Annotated in this window: 19 protein-coding genes and 1 pseudogene; 8 read left to right on the top strand and 12 right to left on the bottom strand. The window is 70.1% G+C overall.

Translation table 11 applies throughout. The features are described from left to right. Positions 1–24 precede the first annotated feature (24 nt). Positions 25–843 (bottom strand): CoA transferase subunit A, encoded by an 819-nt coding sequence (locus ACFYPH_RS18725; protein WP_354857529.1) that lies wholly within the window; start codon positions 841–843, stop codon positions 25–27. A 295-nt stretch (positions 844–1138) separates the two neighbouring features. Between ACFYPH_RS18725 and ACFYPH_RS18720 the strand changes: the two genes are divergently transcribed. From ACFYPH_RS18720 to ACFYPH_RS18690, 7 genes are all read left to right on the top strand, one after another. After that, positions 1139–2599, top strand: a complete 1461-nt coding sequence (locus tag ACFYPH_RS18720) for a benzaldehyde dehydrogenase (RefSeq protein ID WP_387183228.1) — start codon at positions 1139–1141, stop codon at positions 2597–2599. Between the two features lie 18 nt (positions 2600–2617). Beyond that, a complete protein-coding gene (pobA, locus tag ACFYPH_RS18715) occupies positions 2618–3799 on the top strand; it encodes a 4-hydroxybenzoate 3-monooxygenase (protein WP_387183225.1) in 1182 nt (393 codons plus the stop codon). 210 nt (positions 3800–4009) lie between these two features. Continuing rightward, on the top strand, positions 4010–4972 hold the full coding sequence (locus tag ACFYPH_RS18710; protein ID WP_387183222.1) for an ABC transporter substrate-binding protein: 963 nt from the start codon (positions 4010–4012) through the stop codon (positions 4970–4972). Between the two features lie 71 nt (positions 4973–5043). Continuing rightward, positions 5044–5844, top strand: a complete 801-nt coding sequence (locus tag ACFYPH_RS18705) for an ABC transporter permease (RefSeq protein ID WP_387183219.1) — start codon at positions 5044–5046, stop codon at positions 5842–5844. Continuing rightward, the gene (locus ACFYPH_RS18700) at positions 5841–6665 is read left to right on the top strand and encodes an ABC transporter permease (protein WP_355066774.1); all 825 of its coding nucleotides are present in this window, start codon (positions 5841–5843) and stop codon (positions 6663–6665) included. The genes ACFYPH_RS18705 and ACFYPH_RS18700 overlap by 4 nt, the downstream gene beginning before the upstream one ends. Continuing rightward, a complete protein-coding gene (locus ACFYPH_RS18695; protein WP_387183216.1) occupies positions 6658–7470 on the top strand; it encodes an ABC transporter ATP-binding protein in 813 nt (270 codons plus the stop codon). The genes ACFYPH_RS18700 and ACFYPH_RS18695 overlap by 8 nt, the downstream gene beginning before the upstream one ends. Before the next feature lie 39 nt (positions 7471–7509). Further along, positions 7510–8397 carry a PaaX family transcriptional regulator C-terminal domain-containing protein gene (locus ACFYPH_RS18690; RefSeq protein WP_387183214.1) on the top strand — a complete coding sequence of 296 codons (888 nt, stop codon included), beginning with the start codon at positions 7510–7512 and terminating at the stop codon, positions 8395–8397. On the opposite strand, the gene ACFYPH_RS18685 is transcribed toward ACFYPH_RS18690, so the two are convergent. From ACFYPH_RS18685 to ACFYPH_RS18635, 11 genes are all read right to left on the bottom strand, one after another. Further along, positions 8321–9850 (bottom strand): long-chain fatty acid--CoA ligase, encoded by a 1530-nt coding sequence (locus tag ACFYPH_RS18685; RefSeq protein ID WP_387183211.1) that lies wholly within the window; start codon positions 9848–9850, stop codon positions 8321–8323. The two genes, ACFYPH_RS18690 and ACFYPH_RS18685, sit on opposite strands and share 77 nt — an antisense overlap. 56 nt (positions 9851–9906) lie before the next feature. Next, positions 9907–10359, bottom strand: coding sequence for a MaoC family dehydratase (locus ACFYPH_RS18680; protein ID WP_355066778.1), 453 nt, complete (start codon positions 10357–10359; stop codon positions 9907–9909). A gap of 17 nt (positions 10360–10376) precedes the next feature. Then, positions 10377–11258 (bottom strand): amidohydrolase family protein, encoded by an 882-nt coding sequence (locus tag ACFYPH_RS18675; protein ID WP_354857551.1) that lies wholly within the window; start codon positions 11256–11258, stop codon positions 10377–10379. A 50-nt stretch (positions 11259–11308) separates the two neighbouring features. Beyond that, positions 11309–12235, bottom strand: coding sequence for an SDR family oxidoreductase (locus ACFYPH_RS18670; protein ID WP_387183206.1), 927 nt, complete (start codon positions 12233–12235; stop codon positions 11309–11311). A gap of 100 nt (positions 12236–12335) precedes the next feature. Beyond that, positions 12336–13097: an IclR family transcriptional regulator gene (locus tag ACFYPH_RS18665; protein WP_387183203.1), complete on the bottom strand. Its 762-nt coding sequence runs from the start codon at positions 13095–13097 to the stop codon at positions 12336–12338. Between the two features lie 30 nt (positions 13098–13127). Continuing rightward, complete coding sequence (locus ACFYPH_RS18660) at positions 13128–14084, bottom strand: PDR/VanB family oxidoreductase (RefSeq protein WP_387183200.1); 957 nt, start codon at positions 14082–14084, stop codon at positions 13128–13130. Beyond that, positions 14081–14299 carry a hypothetical protein gene (locus ACFYPH_RS18655; RefSeq protein WP_387183197.1) on the bottom strand — a complete coding sequence of 73 codons (219 nt, stop codon included), beginning with the start codon at positions 14297–14299 and terminating at the stop codon, positions 14081–14083. The genes ACFYPH_RS18660 and ACFYPH_RS18655 overlap by 4 nt, the downstream gene beginning before the upstream one ends. Further along, positions 14296–15339 carry an aromatic ring-hydroxylating dioxygenase subunit alpha gene (locus ACFYPH_RS18650; RefSeq protein ID WP_354857564.1) on the bottom strand — a complete coding sequence of 348 codons (1044 nt, stop codon included), beginning with the start codon at positions 15337–15339 and terminating at the stop codon, positions 14296–14298. Before ACFYPH_RS18650 ends, ACFYPH_RS18655 begins: the two co-directional genes overlap by 4 nt. A gap of 157 nt (positions 15340–15496) precedes the next feature. Continuing rightward, positions 15497–15646, bottom strand: coding sequence for a hypothetical protein (locus ACFYPH_RS18645; protein WP_354857566.1), 150 nt, complete (start codon positions 15644–15646; stop codon positions 15497–15499). A 12-nt stretch (positions 15647–15658) separates the two neighbouring features. Beyond that, a complete protein-coding gene (locus ACFYPH_RS18640; RefSeq protein ID WP_387183194.1) occupies positions 15659–16120 on the bottom strand; it encodes a hypothetical protein in 462 nt (153 codons plus the stop codon). Between the two features lie 550 nt (positions 16121–16670). Continuing rightward, entirely contained in the window at positions 16671–18980 is a 2310-nt protein-coding gene (locus tag ACFYPH_RS18635) for an ATP-binding protein (protein ID WP_387183191.1), read from the bottom strand. Positions 18981–19619: 639 nt separating this feature from the next. Between ACFYPH_RS18635 and ACFYPH_RS18630 the strand changes: the two are divergent. Beyond that, positions 19620–19836, top strand: a pseudogene (locus tag ACFYPH_RS18630) (transposase); the annotation flags it as partial. Positions 19837–19958 lie beyond the last annotated feature (122 nt).

Here is a 19958-nt window from a genome sequence, read left to right as displayed (position 1 = left end):
CATTCCCTCGCTCGCCGGGCTGACTCATGCCGCCGCGCCGGCCTTGTGCACGTGCTCGTCCAGCCAGGCCCGGAAGGTGTCGCGGTGCCGGCTGACGGCGTCCCAGTCCCGGTAGAAGTCGTTGTCCCGCACCGAGTAGCCGTGGGCGTAGGAGGGGTGCGCGCCGCCGGGCACCTCGGCCACCGCGGTGACCGCCCAGCCGGGCAGGATCACCTGCCCGGGTACGGGTTCCAACTCGTCCACGATCTCCTCGACGGTGACCAGTGACCGGTGGGCGGCGAGCACCGCCTCCTTCTGCACGCCGGTGATGCCCCACATCTGCACGTTGCCGTTGCGGTCGGCGCGCTGGGCGTGCACCACAGTCACGTCCGGACGCAGGGCGGGGACGGCGGTCAGCGTCTCGCCGGTGAACGGGCAGGTGATGGGCCGGATGTTGGTGGTGTGCTGAGGCAGGTCGGTGCCGGTGTAGCCGCGCAGGACGGCGAACGGCAGCCCGGACGCCCCGGCGACGTACCGGTTGGCCATGCCCGCGTGACTGTGCTCCTCCAGGTCGAGTGGACGTGGCCAGGCGTGCTGCACGGCGTCCCGGAAGCGGTGCAGCGACCCGACGCCCGGGTTGCCACCCCAGGAGAAGACCAGGCGACGGGCGCAGCCCGCCCCGATGAGCTGGTCGTAGATGACGTCGGGGGTCATCCGCACGAGGGTCAGATCCTGCCGTCCCTGGCGGATGATCTCGTGGCCGGCGGCGAACGGAATGAGGTGCGTGAACCCTTCCAGGGCCACCACGTCGCCGTCGCGAACCAGGTGCGCCACGCCGTCGGTCAGCGAGACGAGCTTCGCCATGGGCCTCCCCGCCTCCTGCCCGAACCGTGCTGCCGCCAGCCGTTCGCTATGCGGACTGCCGTACTCATCTCGAACGTACGACGGGGAACGACATCCGTCAACGACAGGCGGGACCGCCGTCCACAGTGCCCGGCAATCACGCCCGGCGATGCGTTGACGCGAGCCGGACCACGTGCCAACGTTCATGGAGAGAACGGCCGTTCGGTAAGCGAACAACTCCGGGCCCTTCGTGAGCGGAAGTCCGCCCGGTCACCCCGGGCCGGCCCACCGGCCCCACGCTCCGAGGAGGACCGCCATGACACTGCTGGACGTCACGACCTGGCAGGGCACCCTGCACAGCGACGGCTGGGTGGAACCGGCCGGCGGCACGGCACCCGTGCGATCCCCCGCCACCGGCGAGGAGATCGGCCAGGTCGGCCTGGCGAACGCCGAGGACGTGACGCGCGCCTGCGCTCGCGCCGCCGCCGCCCAGCGCGCCTGGGCCGCCACCGGCTACGCCGAACGGGCCGCTGTGCTGCGCCGGGCCGGGCAGCTGTTCGAGCAGCACGCCGCCGAGATCGGCGACTGGATCGTGCGGGAGTCCGGGTCCATCCCACCCAAGGCCGGCGTCGAGACCGACACCGCGGCGCAGGAGTGCTACGAGGCGGCGGCGCTGGCCTCGCACCCGCTCGGCGAGATCATCCCGAGCGCGCAACCGCGGCTCAGCCTGGCTCGCCGGTTGCCCGTCGGCGTCGTCGGGGTCATCGCCCCGTTCAACTTCCCGCTCATCCTGGCCACCCGTTCCGTCGCCCCGGCGCTGGCCCTGGGCAACGCCGTGGTGCTCAAGCCCGATCCGCGCACTGCGGTCTGCGGCGGTGTCTCGATCGCCCGGGTCTTCGAGGAGGCCGGCCTGCCCGACGGGCTGCTGCACGTCCTTCCCGGCGGGGTCGAGGTCGGGGAGGCGCTGGTGGCCGACCCGAACGTACGGGTGATCAGCTTCACCGGGTCGACCGCTGCCGGCCGCAAGGTCGGCGAGGCGGCGGCACGCCACCTCAAACGCGCACATCTCGAACTCGGCGGCAACTCGGCGCTGATCGTGCTCGACGACGCCGATCTGGACCTCGCGGTCTCCGCCGGCGCCTGGGGGTCGTTCCTGCACCAGGGCCAGATCTGCATGACCACCGGCCGGCACCTGGTGCACGAGAGTCTGTCCGAACGGTACGTCGAGCGGCTGGCCGAGAAGGCGAACCACCTGCCGGTCGGCGACCCGGCGAAGGAGCAGGTGGCGCTCGGGCCGATCATCGACGAGCGCCAGCGCGACAAGGTCCACGCGCTGGTCACGGCGAGCATCGACGCGGGCGCCCGACTGGCGGCCGGGGGCACGTACGAGGGGCTGTTCTATCGGCCGACGGTGCTCACCGACGTCACCCCCGCGACCCCGGCGTTCGCCCAGGAGGTCTTCGGCCCGGTCGCCCCGGTGATCACCTTCGCCGACCAGGACGAGGCCGTGCAGTTGGCTCGGCAGACCGAGTACGGCCTGTCGCTGGGGATCCTCAGCCGCGACGTGATGAGGGCGATGGCCCTCGCCGACCGGATCCCCAGCGGGATCGTGCACATCAACGATCAGACAGTGAGCGACGAGGCGGTGGCGCCGTTCGGTGGGGTGGGCGCGTCCGGCACCGGATCCCGGTTCGGGGGGCCCGCGGCGAACGTCGACGCGTTCACCGAGACCCAGTGGCTCACCGTGCAGGGCGCCATTACGCGGTACCCGTTCTGACGTCGGGAGGACAGGAGCATGCCGGGAATGCGTACCCAGGTCGGCATCGTCGGCGCCGGGCCGGCGGGGCTCATGCTGTCGCACCTGCTGCACCTGCGCGGAATCGAGTCGGTGGTGCTGGAGAGCCGCAGCCGCGACCACGTCGAGCACCGACTCCGGGCCGGGGTCCTCGAACAGGGCTCGGTCGACCTGCTCCGCCGCAGCGGCGTCGGTGAACGGCTGCGACGGGAGGGGCTGCGCCACGAGGGCATCGAGCTGCGCTTCGCCGGGGAGTCACACCGGGTGCCGATGGCGGATCTGACCGGGCGGGCGATCACCGTCTACGGGCAGCAGGAGGTGGTCAAGGACCTGATCGCCGCCCGACTCGCGGCCGGTGGCTCGATCCTCTTCGAGGCCGACGCGGTACGCCTGGACGGTCTCGACTCGGACTCGCCGGTCGTCCACTTTCGACGGGACGGGCGGGACGAGGAGCTGCACTGCGATTTCGTGGCCGGCTGCGACGGGTTCCACGGGGTGAGCCGCGCTGCGGTGCCCGAGGGGGTGCTGACCACCTATGAGCGGGCGTACCCCTTTGCCTGGTTGGGCGTCCTCGCCGCCGCGCCGCCGGCGGTGGACGAACTCATCTACGCCAACCACGAACGGGGTTTCGCCCTCTACAGCATGCGCTCCCCCGAGATCTCCCGGCTGTATCTACAGGTCGCGCCGGACGAGGACATCGCAGCGTGGCCGGACGAGCGGATCTGGACGGAGCTGCGGGCCCGGTTGGAGACGGTGCCGGGATGGTCGCTCAACGAGGGGCCGATCCTGGAGAAGTCCATCACCCCGATGCGCAGCTTCGTGGTCGAGCCGATGCGCTGGGAGCGGTTGTTCCTGGCCGGGGACGCCGTGCACATCGTCCCGCCCACCGGCGCGAAGGGCATGAACCTCGCCCTCGCCGACGTCGCGCTGCTCGGGGACGCGTTCGCCGCGTGGTACGGCGAGGGCCGCACCGATCTGCTGGACGCCTACTCGGCGACGGCGCTGCGCCGGGTCTGGCGGGCCCAGCACTTCTCCTGGTGGATGACCTCGATGCTGCACCGGCTGGAGCGCGACGACCCGTACGAGACGAAGCTGCAGACCGCCACGCTGAGGTACGTCGCCACCTCCGAGGCGTACGCCACCAGCCTGGCCGAGAACTACGTGGGCCTGCCGGACGTCTGACCGCGTCGCCTCCACAGCAGAGCGTTGTTCAACTTATTCATGACGGGCGTCAGAAATTATTGACTTTCAATGCCGGGGTGACTGACCATGGCCAACACAGCGGCGTGCGCCCCCACGCAGCGGTAGTTCACCTGCAGATCCGAGGCATCCGCCGACTTCCGACGCACCCACCACCCCCGCCCAGGAAGGGCCTCGTCAATGAAGAAGGTCATGGCTCTCGGGCTGATCGCCGCTACCGCGATCGCCCTCACCGGATGTACCGACTCCGACGCGTCCAACCCGTCCGACCAGACCTCGGGGGACCTGCGCAAGGTCCGCGTCGCGGCGCTGCCCATCACCGAGACCGCCGCGCTCTGGGGCGGCGTCAAGGCGGGCATCTTCGCCGAGCGCGGGCTCCAGGTCGAGGTGCTGCCCGCCCAGGGCGGCGCGCAGGCCATTCCGGCGCTCATGAACGGCGACATCGACTTCGCGATCGGCCAGCCCTTCGGCCCGTTCCGGGCCGACCTGCGGGATCTCGGCGTCGTCATCATCGGCAACTACGCCTCCTCGTACGCCGACGGCGACGACATCAACGCCGTGGTCGCCTCCGCGAAGTCCGGCATCAAGCGGCCGGCCGACCTCGCTGGCAAGCGGGTCTCGGTCAACAGCCTGGGCGCGGCCGGCGACGTGACGATCATGGCGGCGGTCGAGAAGGACGGCGGCGACCCGTCGAAGATCAAGTTCGTCGAGGTCGCCTTCCCGGACGCCCCGGCCCAACTCGAATCCGGCAACATCGACGCCGCCTGGGTGCCGGAGCCCTTCGTCACCCAACTGAAGGCCCGCGGCGACACCTTCGTCGTCGCGCCCTACCAGGCGGTGGTGCCCGGCCTGACCACGCTCACCACCATCACCACAAAGGAACGCACCGAGAAGGACGCCAAGCTGGTCGAGGACTTCACCGCGGCGATGAAGAAGACGCTCGAGTGGGCCAAGGACCCCGCCAACGAGGCGGCGCTGCGGCAGGCCATCAAGGACAACCTGCAGCTGCCCCCGCCGGTGGCCGAGTCGGTGCGGCTGCCGGCCTTCGGTTGGGAGGTCGACCGGTCGAGCCTGCAGACGCTCGTCGAACTCGCGCAGAAGTACAAGGTTCTCGACAAGCAACCCAACTTCGACCGTCTCATCCAGCAGCAGTAGCCGGCGTGATCCCGCCCTCCCCACCCCCGGACCGGGGAGGGCCTCGCCGCCCGCCTGACGACGGGAGTGACATGCGCGTGTTCCCCACCCGACGCCTGCGCGCGTTACGCAAGGCGATGCTGGGCGTCGTCGGCCTGACCGGGTTCCTCGTCGTCTGGCAGCTGATCCCGACGCTGGGCCTGATCAACCCGCTGTACCTGCCGTACGTGACGGACGTGCTGGCGCGGCTGTTCGAGCAGGTCGTCGACCTCGCGTTCTGGCGGCGGCTGGGCAGCACCATGACGTCCTGGGCGATCGGCCTGACGGTGGCGACGGTCGCCGCCCTCGTCCTCGGCACGGTCGTCGGCCTGGTGCCGTTCCTGCGGCGCGCGACCCACACGATGGTCGAGTTCCTGCGACCGATCCCGTCGGTCGCCCTCATCCCGCTCGCCGTGCTGATGTTCGGCATCCAGCGGCAGGCCGCCCTCGTCATCATCATCTACGCGTCGTTCTGGCAGGTGTTCGTGCAGGTGATCTACGGCGTCGCCGACGTCGACGCGGTGGCTCGCGACACCGCCCGCAGTTTCGGTCTGACCCGGCGGGAGCAGTTGTCGCACCTCGTCCTGCCGACCACCCTGCCGTACCTCATGACGGGCCTGCGCCTCGCCGCCGCGGTGGCGCTCATCCTCGCCATCACCGCGGAGATGGTGATCGGTAACCCCGGCCTCGGGCGCATGATCGAGCTGTCCCGGTCCGCCGGAGACGCCGCCGGCCTGTACGCGCTGGTCGTGGTCACCGGCCTGCTCGGGCTCATGGTGAACATCGTCTTCCGGTTCATCGAGCGTCAGGTGCTGTCGTGGCACCAGTCGGTACGAGGAGAGGAGCCGTTGTGATCGCGTACACCGGGCGGATCGCCACCACGGCACGCAGCCGGACGGTCGGATCCCGGATCGCGACGAGCCTGCTCTACCCGCTGGGGCTGCCGACGCTGCTGCTGGTGCTCTGGGGTCTGGTGGCGACGAGGACGACGAGTCGGTTCTTCCCCGACCCGTTGACGATCGCCGAAGCCTTCCGGGAGACCTGGGTCGGCCCGGCGTTCGTCGAGGACGTACTGCCCAGCCTCGCCCGCCTCGGCCTCGGTGTCGTCGCGTCCATTGTGCTCGGCATCGCCGCCGGCACCGTCATCGGGCTGACCCGCTGGTTGCGCGAACTCCTCGAACCGCTGCTGGAGTTCCTCCGGGCCATCCCGCCACCGGTGCTGATCCCGGTGGTGATGCTCCTGCTCGGGATCACCGACACCATGAAGGTGGTCGTGATCGCCTCCGGCGCGGTCTGGCCGATCCTGCTGAACACGATCGAGGGTGTCCGGGGGACGGACAGCGTCATGACGGAGACCGCGGAATCGTTCCAGGTCACTTGGTGGGAGCGGCTCTGGTTCCTCGTTCTCCCGGCCGCCAGCCCACGGATCATGGCTGGGGTTCGGCAGGCCCTCTCGGTCGCGCTGATCCTGATGGTCATCTCCGAGATGTTCGCCTCCTCCTCCGGCCTCGGCTACCGGATCGCCTACTTCCAGCGCAACTACCTGATCGCCGAGATGTGGAGTGGCATCCTCCTCCTCGGTCTCGTCGGCGTCTTCCTCGCCGTAGCTTTCGGTCTCGTCGAACGGCGTGTTCTGCGCTGGTACCACGGAATCAGGGAGGTCAACCGTGCCTGATCGGAGCACCCTGCTGCGGGTGGAGCACCTGCGGAAGGTCTACGAGTCGGCGACGGGCACCGTCGAGGCGATCGGGGACATCAGCTTCACGATGGACGCCGGTGAGCTCGTCTGCATCGTCGGGCCGTCCGGATGTGGCAAGACCACCCTGCTGAAGTGCCTCGCCGGCCTGCTGCGGCCCACCAGCGGCGTGGTCGAGATGGACGGCTCGCCGGTGACCGGGCCCAGCCCGGCCATGGCCGTCGTGTTTCAGGAGTACGGCCGCAGCCTCTACCCCTGGCTGACGGTGCGCGGGAACGTCGAGCTGCCACTGCGGCACAAGAAGCTCACCCGCGCGGCCCGGAGCAAGCTGGTCGTCGACGCTCTTGAGGCGGTGGGCCTCGCGCACGCCGCGCGAAGCCACCCGTGGCAGCTCTCCGGGGGGATGCAACAGCGGGTGGCGATCGCGCGGGCGATCGCCTACCAGCCCGATGTCCTGATCATGGACGAGCCGTTCGCGGCCGTTGACGCGCAGACCCGGGCCGACCTGGAGGACCTGGTGCGTGAGCTGCACGCCAGCCGCACCATCTCGGTTGTCTTCGTCACCCACGACATCGACGAGTCGGTGTATCTCGGTCAGCGGGTTCTAGTATTGTCCACGTCGCCGACCTGGGTCCAGGAGGACCTCGCGATCGACCTGCCGCCGGAGCGCGATCAGATCACGACCCGCGCTCTGCCCCGTTTCACGGAACTGCGGACGCACGTCTACGACCAGATCCAGCGGGCCAAGCGCGGGCAGGCTGTGGCCCCGCGATCCGCGCGGTGATCGGCGGCCAGGCCAACGAGTTCGCCGAAGGGAAGGGCTGTGGGTAGTCGTCAGCCGAAGCAGTTGTTGCTCGCCTTCTTCGGCGAGCACGTCGTCGACGCCGCCACCGGACCCATCCGGGCGAGCGCTCTGATCAACGTGCTGGAAGGCGCGGACGTCGCCGCGCCGGCCACCCGCGCGACCCTCGACCGTCTCGTGCACAGCGGCATCCTCGCCCGCAGCAGGAGCGGCCGGGAGACGCTGTTCTCACTGACCGAGCACGGGGCCGCGGTGTTGCGCGAGGCGACAGACCGCGTTCGCGGCCCGCGGCCGTTCGACCCACAGGGCAGCGGGTGGACCCTGGTCACCTTCTCGATCCCGGAGGGCCAGCGGATGCTGCGGCACCGGCTGCGTTCCACCCTCACCTGGGAGGGCTTCGCGCCGCTGCGGGACGGGCTCTGGCTGGCGCCCGGCGAGGTCGACCTCGCCGGGTCGTTGGAGCGGCTGCGGCAGGACCTCGCGCCCAACACGGTGGTCGCCTTCCACGCCCGTGAACTCGCCGGCTTCCCGATCGGCGAGAGCGTGCGCGCGGCCTGGGACATCGAGGCGATCCGACGTGCGCACCTCGCCTTCATCGAGGTGTGGGACGACCTGTCCGCGCTGACGATGGCGCCGAGCGCCCTCACCGTACGAACCATGCTCGTGGCGGACTGGCTCGCGCTACTGCGCGCCGACCCGAGGCTGCCGGCCGAGTTCATGGACGCGGAATGGCCCGCCCCGAGATCGGTGCGGACCTACCGCCGGGTGCACGACAAGCTGGCCGAGGCGTCCGCTGCGGAGTTCGCCGAACTCGTCGCGGCCCGGCCCGCGACTAGGCGCCGAATCGGGTCCGCAGATCGGCCTTCCGCACCTTCCCCGACGCCGTCCGCGGCAGCTCGTCCACGATGACGACGTTCTTCGGGAGCTTGTAGCGCGCGATCCTGCCGTCCAGGCGGGCCCGGACGGTGGCGGTGTCCACGGACGCCCCCTCCCGCACGGTCACGATCGCCCACGGCACCTCCCCCCAACGCTCGTCCGGTACGCCGATGACCGCCGCCGAGGTCACCCCGTCGACCTCGGTGAGCAGCTGCTCGAGTTCGAGCGGGTAGATGTTCTCGCCCCCCGAAATGATCATGTCCTTGAGGCGGCCGGAGATGTAGAGGTAACCGTCGGCGTCCAGGTGGCCGAGGTCGCCGGAGCGGAACCACCCGTCGGCGGTGAACGCCTCGGCGGTCGCTTCCGCCAGCCCGTGGTAGCCGGGGAAGACGTTGGGACCGGCCACCTCGATCTCACCGACAGCGCCGGCGGGCAGCACCGCACCGGCCGCATCGGTGATCCGCACGTCGGTGAAGAAGTGCGGCAGGCCGACACTGCCCTGCTTGACGCGGGTCATCGTGGGCGGCAGCGCGGTGGCGCCCGGCGCGGCCTCGGTCATGCCGTAACCCTGGGAGAACGACAGGCCCCGCGCCTCGTACGCGTTGAGGATGCGGGCCGGCACCGCCGACCCTCCGCAGGTGAGCTTCGTCAACGTCGACAGGTCGGTCGACGCCCAGGCGGGGTGGTCGGCCAGCAGCTGGTAGGTGGTCGGCACACCGCTGAGCATGGTGACTCCGTGCCGCTCGATCTGGGCGAGCGCGCGGCCCGGCTCGAAGCCCCTCTCGATGACCATCGTGGCGCCCTTGAGGATGACGGGCAGGGCGCCCATCCCGAGCGAGGCGACGTGGAACAGCGGCGAGATCATGAGGGCGACGTCGGTGGAGACGACGTCGTAGTCGACCACACAGTTGAGCGCCACCCAGGTGAGGTTGCCGTGGGTCAGCACCGCACCCTTGGCCCGACCGGTCGTGCCCGAGGTGTAGATGATCGCCGCCGGGTCCTGGTGGACGGTGTCGGCAGGGTCGCCGAACGCGGTGCCGACGGCTCGGGCCAGGTGGTCCAACCCCGGCCGGTCCGCGGTGCCCTCGCCGTTGACGATGACGTACGGCGTCCCAGCGCCCCGGACGGCGGAGGCCACCGACACCGCGAAGTCCGGGTCGTGGATCAGCACCCGCGCCCCGCAGTCGGCGAGGACATGGGCGATCTCGGGTGCGGCGAGCCGGGTGTTGACCGGCACGAAGACGGCACCGACCTGCGCCGCCCCGAACATCACCTGGAGGAGTTCGGGGCTGTTCTCGCCCAGGTAGGCGACGGGGTCACCCTTGCCGACGCCCCACTCCCGCAGCACCGCCGAGATCCGGTCCACGGCGTCGGCGAACTGGCGGTACGTCATGGGCGACCGGTCGCCGTGGATGATCGCGATCTGGTCCGGGGACTTGAGCCGGCGCTTGGCCAGCCAGGCGCCAATTCCGTGCTGGTGCATCATCAATCTCCTGGGGGTGGAGGTGGTGTGCTCGCCCGGCTCGACGGATGCCCCCGGGCTCAGGCGTAGAAGCGGTACAGCCCGCGCGCGACGACCGCCGGCTTGGTCCCGCCCTCGATCTCGATCGTCTGGTCGACGGCGAGCTGGTAGCCGCCGCGGACCTCGACGACCTCGACGACTGTGGCCCGCATGCGCACCCGAGCCCCGACCACGACCGGCGCGGGGAAGCGCACCTTGTCGAGGCCGTAGTTCACCTTCGTGGTCACGCCCTTGACCTCGAGCAGCTCGGTCCAGAAGGGAACCGCCAGGGAGAGGGTGAGGAAGCCGTGCGCGATCGGCGCGCCGAACGGGCCGGTCTTCGCCCGCTCCGGGTCGACGTGGATCCACTGGTGGTCGTCCGTGGCGTCCGCGAACAGGTCCACCTGGTCCTGGGTGACAGTGCGGTACCCGGTGTGGCCGAGGTCGGTGCCGGCGAGGTCGCCGAGCCGCTCGTAGGTGATGGTCGTCGTCATGGCATTTCCTCTCGTCGTCACCGGGCCAGGCCCAGCAGTCGGGCCGCGTTGTCCTTCAGGATGCCCGGGAGCACGTCCGGCTTGAGATCGGTCGACTGCACGTCGCGAAGCCACCGGTCCGGGGTGAGCATCGGGTAGTCGGTGCCGAAGAGCACCCGGCGCTTCAGCAGCGAATTCGCGTAGCGCACCAGCTCGGCCGGGAAGTACTTCGGGCTCCAGCCGGACAGGTCGATCCAGGTGTTGTGCTTGTGCGTGGCCACCGACAACGCCTCGTCCTGCCAGGGCACCGACGGGTGGGCCATGATGATCTGGAGGTCGGGGAAGTCGGCCGCGATCGGGTCGAGCAGGATCGGGTTCGACCGGCCGAGGCGCAGGCCGTAACCGCCCGGCGTACCCGCGCCGATGCCGGTCTGCCCGGTGTGGAAGAGCGCCGGGACGCCGGCCCGCTCCAGCAGGCCCCACAGCGGCGCGTACTCGTCGTGGCTGGGATCGAAGCCCTGCACAGTGGGGTGGAACTTGAAACCGCGGACGCCCTCCTCCCGGATCAACCGGTCGGCGAGTTCGACTGCCGCTCCCCCGGTGCGCGGGTCCACCGAACCGAACGGGATGAGCACGTCGGCGTGCTCGGTCGCCGCGCGGGCGATCTCGACGCTGGACAGTGGCTGGTGCTTCAGTTGGGTACGCGCGTCCACGGTGAAGACGACAGCCGCCATGTGCCGCTCGCGGTAGTACCGCGCCACCGCGTCGACAGCGGGCCGTGGGCCGTCGGTCTTGAAGTACGCCGACGCCGCTGCCACGAGCGGTTCGGGCAGTGAGGTGTGACCGTGGTCGTCGACCTCGATGTGCACGTGCATGTCGATCGCCGTGACGTCATCGAGGTCGATCGCGGGCTGGTACATGGGCCAACCTCCGTCGGGCGGGTCGGTGCGGGCAGGTCTGCTCGGGCCGGTCAGGACGGCGCGGGCTCGAACTCCTCGGGAAGTTTCGGGAAGCGTTCGCCGACACTCTGCGCGGCACCGGCGAACCTCGTCGGCCAGGCCTCCACCAGCGCGTCGTACGTCCAGCCGCCCTCGCGGTGCGCGGTCAGCGCCGCCTCCGGGTGGGTCCAGATCTGCAGGCGGTCCCCGCCGACACCGATCACCTGCCCGGTCACCGAGGCCGCCGCGTCGGAACCGAGGAACGCGACCAGCCCGGCCACGTCGTCCGCCGTGCCGAATCCCAGCTCGTGTCGGAAGAACGCGGGCATCGGCTCGCCGTTCGCCTCGGCCCGCACCGCCGCCGCGAAGTAGGGAACGGTGGCGGTCATCGCGGTCGCGGCGACCGGAACGACGGTGTTGGCGGTGATGCCGGCCCGCTTCAGCTCCAGCGCCCAGGTCCGGACCATGCCGACGATGCCCGCCTTGGCGGCCGCGTAGTTGGTCTGGCCGAAGGTGCCCCGCTGCCCGGTGGGCGATCCGACGCAGATGATCCGCCCGCCCTCACCGGCCTGCCGCATGTGCTGCACCGCCTCACGGACTGTGGTGAACGTGCCGCGCAGGTGCACGTTGATGACGGTGTCGAAGTCGTCGTCGCTCATCTTCCACAGCACGCTGTCGCGCAGCACGCCGGCGTTGGTGACGAGGATGTCCAGCCGTCCGAAGTGCTCCACCGCCGTGCTGACGAGTTCCTTCGCGGTCTCGGTCGGGCCGACCGGTGCGACCACCGCGACGGCCCGACCGCCGGACGCCTCGATCGTCGCCACGGCGTCGGCGGTGGCCTCGGCGTCGACGTCGTTGACCACGACCGCGGCGCCCCGCCGCGCCAACTCCTGCGCGTAGGCGAGGCCGAGACCCCGCCCGGACCCGGTGACGATGGCGACTTTGCCGTGCAGAGACATGAGTGCTCCCTCTCGTCGGTGCCGGACCTCCGGGTAACACGCGCACCGGCAACGTAATGCAGAATTTGACCGGGCGTCAACGATTTGCAGTCTGTCTACATCAGACGGCCGGACGGGTCGAGTTGCTCAGCGCCCGGGAGACCACCCGACCGGCGGCCTGCACCAGTGGCGCCAACGCCACCGGGTCCGCCCGGTCATGGGCGACCACCAGCGAGATCGCCGCCACCACACCCTCCGGTACGCGGATCGGCGCGGCCACCGAGAGGGCGTCCATCGTGACCTGACGGTCGCTGACCGCGTACCCGACCCGGCGCACCTCGGCGAGGCAGCGACGCAGCCGCTTCGGGGCGGTGATGGTCAGTTCGGTGTACCGCTCCAGCGGGGCGGCCAGCACCTGCTCCTGGACCTCGGCGGGCGCGTGGGCGAGCAGGACCAGCCCGACGCCTGTCGCGTGCAGCGCGAAGCGACCCCCCACCCGGGTGAGCACGGGTACCGCGTGTCGCCCGGCGATCCGTTCGATGAAGACGAGTTCGAGATCCTGCCGGACGGCGAGCTGGACGTTCTCGTGGGTCACCTCGTACAGGTCCTCCATCACCGGCAGGGCCAGCTCCCGCAGCCCCAGGCCCCTCGGGGCGAGCGAGCCCACCTCCCACAGCCGCAGACCGATCCGGTACCGCCCGTCGTCGCCGCGTTCAAGTGCCCCCCACGCGACCAGCTCCGCGGCCCGCCGGTACACGGTGGGCAGTGGCATCCCGGTGCGACGCGCCAACTCGCTCAGGGTCAACGCCGGGGTGGCCGGGCTGAACGCGTCGAGCAACGCCAGCACCTTGCTCGTCACCGACCGTCCCGGTTCTGCGCGCACCCCGTCATCATCCCCGCCCACGTCGGGCGCTCACAGCTCCAGCACGAGTCGGGGCGTACGGGCCCGGGAGACACAGATCATCATGGTGTCCCCGGCGGCCCGTTCCTCGGCGGTGAGCAGGCTGTCGCGATGCTCGGGCACACCGGCGAGCACCGGCGTCTCGCAGGTGCCGCAGGTGCCCTCCCGGCAGGACGAGAGGACCTGCACCCCGGCCTCCTCCACCGCCCGCAGGATCGGTGTGCCCGGCGGCACTGTCACCGTCCGCCCGGAGAGCGCGAGTTCGACCTCGATCGTCGTCTCCGGCGCGCCGGTGTCGCCCCGGGCGGTGAAACGCTCGACGTGCAGGCAGCCGGGTGGCCAGCCGCGGCAGTGCTCCTCGACCGCGGTGATCAGTGGTTCCGGGCCGCAGCAGTAGACGAGCCCGGTGCCGGGCCGGCCCAACAACAACCCGGCCAGGTCGAGCAGCCCGGTCTCGTCCTGCGGGTGCAGGCTCACCCGGTCGCCGTACTTCTCCCGCAGGGTGGTGGCGAAGGCCATGGTGGCCCGGCCGCGTCCGCCGTACACCAGCCGCCAGTCGGCGCCCGCGGCGTCGGCCGCGGCGACCATCGGTGCGATGGGGGTGATGCCGATGCCGCCGGCAATGAAGAGATAGCGCCGCGCCGCGACCAGCGGGAAGGTGTTGCGCGGTCCGCTCACCCGGACGGTCGCGCCGACGGTGAGCCGCTCGTGCGCCAGCCGGGAGCCGCCGCGCCCGTTCGGTTCGCGCTGCACCGCGATCCGCAGGACGGCCCGCTCCGCCGGGTCACCGCAGAGGGAGTACTGACGGGCCAGCCCGGCGCTTAACTCCAGGTCGATGTGCGCGCCCGGCGCCCACTCGGGCAGGTCACCGCCGTCGGCGCGACCGAGGCCGATCGCCACCACCTCGGCCGCCACCTGATCGCGGCCGACGACCACCAGCTCGACACCGGTCAGCACGTCCACAGTCACTCGCGCATCGCCAGCCGCCTCGGCGGTCCGGGCACCGGCTCAGCCACACTCTGGTGACCCTGCGGGTGGCCGAGCAGCCACTCCCACAACTCGACCGGTTCCTCGGTGCGGCGCTCGGCCCCGCAGTGGCAGATTCCGCGCAGGCTGTCGGTGCCCGGCACCCAGTGGATCCGGTAGACCCGGTCCCCGGTGAGGGAGCCTTCCCGGGATCTCACCGTGCCGCTCCCACCGTCCCGGACCCGACCATCCGCGCCAGCAGCCGCCGGGCGGCCAGGCCACCGGTGTCGATGTTGATGCTCAGCTCCTGATACCTGTCCGGCTCGGTCGCGATCACCTGCTCCAGGATGTTGAGCGCGGTCACGTCCTGCATGACGACTGTGTGATTGCTGTGGTGGAGGTACTCGCTGACCGACTCGTCGTCGATCGCGAAGTCGCGCGCCACCGCCCAGAAGTCATAGGTGGTGTGTTCCGTCGACGGGGTGATGGCGTACACGATCTCGGCGTGGAACGCTTCGCGGTCCTCGCCCTCGGCGGGCGGGTAGACACCCTGCGGCGCGATCCGGCTGTGCAGCAGGTAGAGGCAGGGCGGGTGGTACTCGATGTCCTGCCACCGGGTGATCCGGCCCTGGATGCCTGTGGAGCGCGCGTAGAACGGCGGGCACTCGGCGTCGTCCATGTGCCGACTGACGTAGACGATCCCCCGGTCCTCGTCCACCTCGGTGGTGATCGGGGTGTTCGCCACCTCCGGGGTGCCGATGTAACCGCCGTGCAGATAGGTCTCGTGGGACAGGTCCAGGAGGTTGTCCACCAGCAGGCCGTACCGCGCGTTCAGTGGCGCCATGCCCCGCACCACCGCGTAGCGCGGGTCGGCCAGCCACGGTGCGCGGGGAATCGCAGCCGGGTCGGCCCGGTCCAGGTCGCCGATCCAGACCCAGATGAGCGAGTCCTGTTCCACCACCGGGAACGAGACCACCCGCGCGGTGCGCGGGATGCGCTGTTGACCCGGTACGAAGACGCAGGCGCCGGTCGGATCGTAGGTGAAGCCGTGGTAGCCGCAGACGATCGTGTCGCCGTCGAGCCGGCTCTCGGAGAGCGGGAAGCGTCGGTGTACGCACCGGTCGGCGAGCGCCACCGCCTGCCCGGCACCGGTGCGGTACAGCACCAGCGGCTCACCGAGCACCGTTCGGGCGAGCAGGTTCCGCCCCACCTCGCTGCCGTAGGCGGCCACGTACCACTGGTTACGCGCGAATGCCATGCGACCGGACCTCCATGCCGACGGACGTCGATGGAGCCGGATCGTCCCGTGCGGTGTCCCCGCTGGGGAACCGGAGCTTTCACTGGATGAAAGGCCGGGGCATTCGCACCTGACGGTGTGGCTGCCGTGCCGACCGCACGGCAGCCACACCGGGCCGTCACCTGTTCTGCTCGATGTTCTGGCGGGTGGCCACCAGCAGCGCGTCCCGGGTGTGGGCGCGCGCACCGTGCGTCGGGTGGTGGCCGAGCTTACCGACCAGCGCGGGGTGAGCAGCCGTTTCCAGGCGGGTGCCGAGGCGGTCCGCCATGGCTGGATCTGATCAGATCGGCTCTTTGTAGTTCTGCCGCATGGAGATGCTCACCTCGGCACAGACCGGGTGGCCCGCCGGGCAGGTGGTGCTGGCGAGCGCTGTCTGCGTGATGGTCAGGCCGCCCCGGTCGTACATCCAGCACGCCACTCCCGAACTGTTCAGGCAGGATTCCTTGGGCCTACGCCTCCACTGGGCAGCCGCGATCTGCTTGTCCAGTTCGCGAACCGCCGCGTCCGGACTGGTATTGACCTGGTGGTCACGGTCCCAGTGGAACTTGCCCCGCGATCTGTCCGCCGCCTTGCCGCCCCGGAGTTGCCAGCCTGCCGGAGTGGCAATCTCGTCGAGACGGGCCTGCCCGATGGTGAGCAGCTCCTCGGTCGACCGCTTCTCCGGCGGCGGGCCGCCGCACGCTGACACGAGCGTGACGCCCCCCAGAGTCAGGGCCACCAGCAAACGGCCGCTGAACCGCATGGCACACCTCTCTCCGTTGTCGCATCCGGACCGGCCGCCGTAGCCGGCACAGATCACCGCGATTGCCGCTTCCTATCGGGCCCCGGCAGGGGCCTGCGCGACCAGGCACAGGCCCGCGCCGGTCAATCACTGCGAAGAGAAGCGCGGGCATGCGGGCGGCCACCGCGTTGACCATCGATGGTTTGTGCGGACGACCGAAGATCGTGCGGTGGCCGCGGGCCACACCCTAGACCCGCTGGGTGGCGGGTCATCCTGGACGAGGCGGTGACGCGTGTCGCTGTCCGGTCACCGCTGACCCTGTCGCAGCAGGGCGGTGGAGCTGAGGGCAGCCGGATCCGGGGAGTGCCGGGGATGGAACAGGGAGCAGGCGTAAGTTACCGCCGCTCGGCTCCCTCGGTTGCTGGCGCGGCGGCGTCGAGCCGCGGCGGTGTTCCGCAGGTCGTACGGCCGACCGAGCGGAGTCAACCTGGCGAGGCGCCGGTGCGGGTCGATCGATCCGGCACGAGCCGCTGCTGGGCGTGCGGCCGTATTGCCAGCAGATTGGCCGAGTTCAGCGTGCGAGCTTCGCGCGTACCTGCTCGGCCTTCGGATGCCCGATGGCAACGAGAAGGGTGAGTGCGTCCTGCCACGCCGCTTGCGCAGCGCTCGCGTTCCCTGCGGCAGCCTCGCTGTCGCCGAGATGGTGCAGGGTCTCCGCCTCGTAGTACCGGTCACCAAGGGTCCTGTACACGGCGATGGCCTCCTGGTAGTGGTATGCCGCGTCGGCGTACCGCTTCAGGTGTTGGAGGCTGTACCCGATGCTGTCCAGCGTATGGGCCCGGTACGTGAGGTCGTCGACCTCGTCGAGCAGAGCCAAGGCTTGTGAGCAGTGCGTGAGCGAGCTGTCGTAGTCGCCCTGCAGTGCTCGGTACCAACCCAACGCATTGAGCGCCTGCGCCTCGCCCGTGCGGTCGCCTATCTGCCGGTAGAGACCCAGGGCGGTGCTGGCGTGCTGCTCGGCTGCGGGGAAGTCGCGCAGCTGTTCGCTGGCGTATCCCATGGCGCGTTCGGTCCGGGCAAGGCCTTGGATGTCACCGACTTTCCGGAAGCAGTCAACCGCTAGTCGATGGCGGGCCATGGCGTGGTCGTATTCGCCGAGCTGTGTCAGCGCGTTGGCGAGGTTGCGCAGTGCGACACCATGCGCACGCGGGTCGCCCATCGGCTCGGCGGCCTCGACAGCGAGGCGGTAGAGGTCGGCGTACTCGCGCCAGTATCCGCGGCGGTGGAGGAAGGTCGTCATGCTCCACGGTAGGAGGAACGCCGGTCGGTGCCGGCCGCGTGCGGCTGCGAGTCGAGCCGCCGCCGACAGGCTCTCGTGCTCCTGCTCGAACCACTCTGCCGCGCCCTCGGCCGAGTCGAAACTGGGCGGCTGGATTCCATGTTCCGCAGAAGGCGTCGGGAAGGTCTCCCGAAGGGGATCCAGCAGCCGGTCACCATGTACGGCGGCCTGTAGGTAGTAGTCGATTACCCGGGTGTGGGCGGCGGCTCGTCCGGAGCTGGTCTCGTGCTCCTCGCTCAGATCGTTCGCGTAGGCGCGCAGTAGATCGTGGAGCCGGTAACGACCCGGGCAGTACTCCTCAATCAGGTGTTGATCTGCCAGGTTCCTCATCAACCGGGCGGTGAGGCCAGCTTCGGCGCCGACCAGGCTGGCAGCGGCAGCGACGGTAAAGTCGGGGCCGGGTACCAGACCCAGGTACCGGAACAGCCGCGCGGCGTCCGGGTCGAGGGTTCGGTAGGACCAGGAGAAGACGGTGGGCAGGTCCGACTCCGAGTCGTCGACCTCGAAGTTCCGCAGTACGGGTTCGCCGCCCGTCGCCTCCGCGACGAGTCGGTCCAGTGGTTGGTCCGGCGCGAGCATGATCCTCGCCGCCGCGATGACGAGCGCCAGCGGCAATCCGCCGCACATGGTCAGCAGCGTGTCCGTCGCTTCTGGATACTCGTCCAGCCGCCCGCGGCCGATCCGATCATCGAGCAGTTCCCTGGCCTGCTTCCGGGAGAGGACGTCCAGCTTGAGCGGGACGGCCTTGTCGCGGGCGACGAGCCCGGTGAGCTGGCTTCGGCTGGTGACGATGGTGAAGCACGATGAGCTGCCCGGCAGCAGTGGACGGACCTGCTCGGCGGTTGCGGCGTTGTCCAGCACAAGCAGCAGGCGTCTGCCGGACAGCACACTGCGGTACAGGCTCAGTTGAGCATCGAACCTGGCCGGTATTCTCTCGGCCGGCACGCCGAGCCCGTCCAGCAGCTCACGGACGGCATGGGCAGGCGCGACCGGATGGTCGGCGCTGAAACCACGCAGGTTGAGGTACAGGTGTCCCTCGGTGAACCGTCTTGCGTTCTGGTGCGCCCACCTCAGTGCGAGAGTGGTCTTACCGATGCCCGCAGTGCCGTGCACGGCGGATATGACAGCTACCCCGTTGCCCGCCCTCCTGTGCAGGGCGGTGAGCTGGTCGAGCTCGGCCGTTCGGCCCACGAAAGGGCTGGTGTCCATAGGTAGCTGCCTGGGTGGCACCGTGCCGTCCGGGTCAGGCGTCACCGTTCCCGCCGTGGCGTGCTGGTGTGCCGTCGTCCACGCGTTCTCCCAGGCGCGGTATCGACGCGTACCAGTGCCGACTCCACAGAGATTGACGTACGCGCGGAGCCAGTCCAGGCGCGGCAGCTCACCTCCTTCAACCTTGCTGATCTTCGTACGGGTCAATCGCACATCGCTGAGGCGCGTCTTCGAGTCCATCTCCCGCGTCGTGAGGCCAGCCGTCTCCCTGAGCGACTGCAGCGCCGCGCCGAGCGCGGCCGGTGTCGACACGTCCGCCAGTTCCCGGTCCACTCCGTAGCCCTCGCATCCGTCCCAGCGGTGTCTGCGGTTTCTCTGTGGCGTTCCGATGGCAGCCTGTCCTACCAGGCGATCCACCTCGATTATGTCCCGGCCTGTCCCGCAGAGCGCCACCACGCCGAGTGAGCGCGAAGGTGTGGTCAGAACCGGTGGAACTGCGACTGGGAAGCGGCGGGGTGGGACCAGTGGACCTTGAGCGACTTGTGACGTACAGCCCTTGGGTCGCGACCGCCGCTGTGGGTCTACCGGTGCTTGCCAAGACGGTGGTCGCACTGATCGTGACGAAAGGCGTCCCACCCCGCGAGAAGGCGGCGATCCTTCGTGCGGTGGGCGACATGTTCCGGCCATGGCGGCGGGGCGGCGATCCCGGATGAGTACGTTGGTGCCGCGGCTGTCGCACCCTGCCCAGGGCAAATCACGGAACTGCAATAGCTCGGCGCAGGCTGATCGACTGATCATCGCGAAAGGCTTCCCACCTCAGCCACCGCGTACCGGAACCGTCTGACAGCCTGAACTCGGCGGGCGGCCAGCCCAGCCGCCTGGGGCGTGTCCTGCCGATCTTGTAGCGGTTGATCGTTGACGATGTGCCGGTGGTGCGTCGTGGTGAACTGACTGTCGAGGCGTGGGCGGTGATCGCGCCGCTGCTGGCGTACGAAGATCCACCTCGCCGTCGACGGACGCGGCCGGCCGCTGTCGATCCTGCTCACCCCGGCCAGGCCGGCGACAACCCGCAGTTGCTGGCGCTACTGGACGCGATCCGGGTCACGAACCTGGACCCGGACGGCCCCGTAAACGCCCCGACGTGTTGATCGCCGACCAAGCCGGGGATTCAGGGGTGCGCCCATCTCGGCCTCAGCCTGGGGATCCGCCCGTCCCGATAGCGCCTCGACCAGACGCTGAAAGCGCCGTTGATCCTCGGTCCGGTACACGGCTGAAGCATGTCATGACGCGGACTGCCGATCCATGATCGGC

It is taken from the genome of Micromonospora sp. NPDC005252 (assembly GCF_042872475.1).
Classification (GTDB): Bacteria; Actinomycetota; Actinomycetes; order Mycobacteriales; family Micromonosporaceae; genus Micromonospora.
The sequence above is the reverse complement of the archived record's forward strand: the minus strand, read 5'-3'. Positions and strand labels throughout refer to the sequence as shown.

What these genes read in the sequence shown, in the direction of transcription:
- ACFYPH_RS18725 (WP_354857529.1), bottom strand. Translation starts at nt 843, where the DNA reads ATGGCGAAGCTCGTCTCGCTGACCGACGGCGTGGCGCACCTGGTTCGC.
- ACFYPH_RS18720 (WP_387183228.1), top strand. Translation starts at nt 1,139, where the DNA reads ATGACACTGCTGGACGTCACGACCTGGCAGGGCACCCTGCACAGCGAC.
- pobA (WP_387183225.1), top strand. Translation starts at nt 2,618, where the DNA reads ATGCCGGGAATGCGTACCCAGGTCGGCATCGTCGGCGCCGGGCCGGCG.
- ACFYPH_RS18710 (WP_387183222.1), top strand. Translation starts at nt 4,010, where the DNA reads ATGGCTCTCGGGCTGATCGCCGCTACCGCGATCGCCCTCACCGGATGT.
- ACFYPH_RS18705 (WP_387183219.1), top strand. Translation starts at nt 5,044, where the DNA reads ATGCGCGTGTTCCCCACCCGACGCCTGCGCGCGTTACGCAAGGCGATG.
- ACFYPH_RS18685 (WP_387183211.1), bottom strand. Translation starts at nt 9,850, where the DNA reads ATGATGCACCAGCACGGAATTGGCGCCTGGCTGGCCAAGCGCCGGCTC.
- ACFYPH_RS18680 (WP_355066778.1), bottom strand. Translation starts at nt 10,359, where the DNA reads ATGACGACGACCATCACCTACGAGCGGCTCGGCGACCTCGCCGGCACC.
- ACFYPH_RS18675 (WP_354857551.1), bottom strand. Translation starts at nt 11,258, where the DNA reads ATGTACCAGCCCGCGATCGACCTCGATGACGTCACGGCGATCGACATG.
- ACFYPH_RS18670 (WP_387183206.1), bottom strand. Translation starts at nt 12,235, where the DNA reads ATGTCTCTGCACGGCAAAGTCGCCATCGTCACCGGGTCCGGGCGGGGT.
- ACFYPH_RS18650 (WP_354857564.1), bottom strand. Translation starts at nt 15,339, where the DNA reads ATGGCATTCGCGCGTAACCAGTGGTACGTGGCCGCCTACGGCAGCGAG.
- ACFYPH_RS18645 (WP_354857566.1), bottom strand. Translation starts at nt 15,646, where the DNA reads ATGGCGGACCGCCTCGGCACCCGCCTGGAAACGGCTGCTCACCCCGCG.
- ACFYPH_RS18640 (WP_387183194.1), bottom strand. Translation starts at nt 16,120, where the DNA reads ATGCGGTTCAGCGGCCGTTTGCTGGTGGCCCTGACTCTGGGGGGCGTC.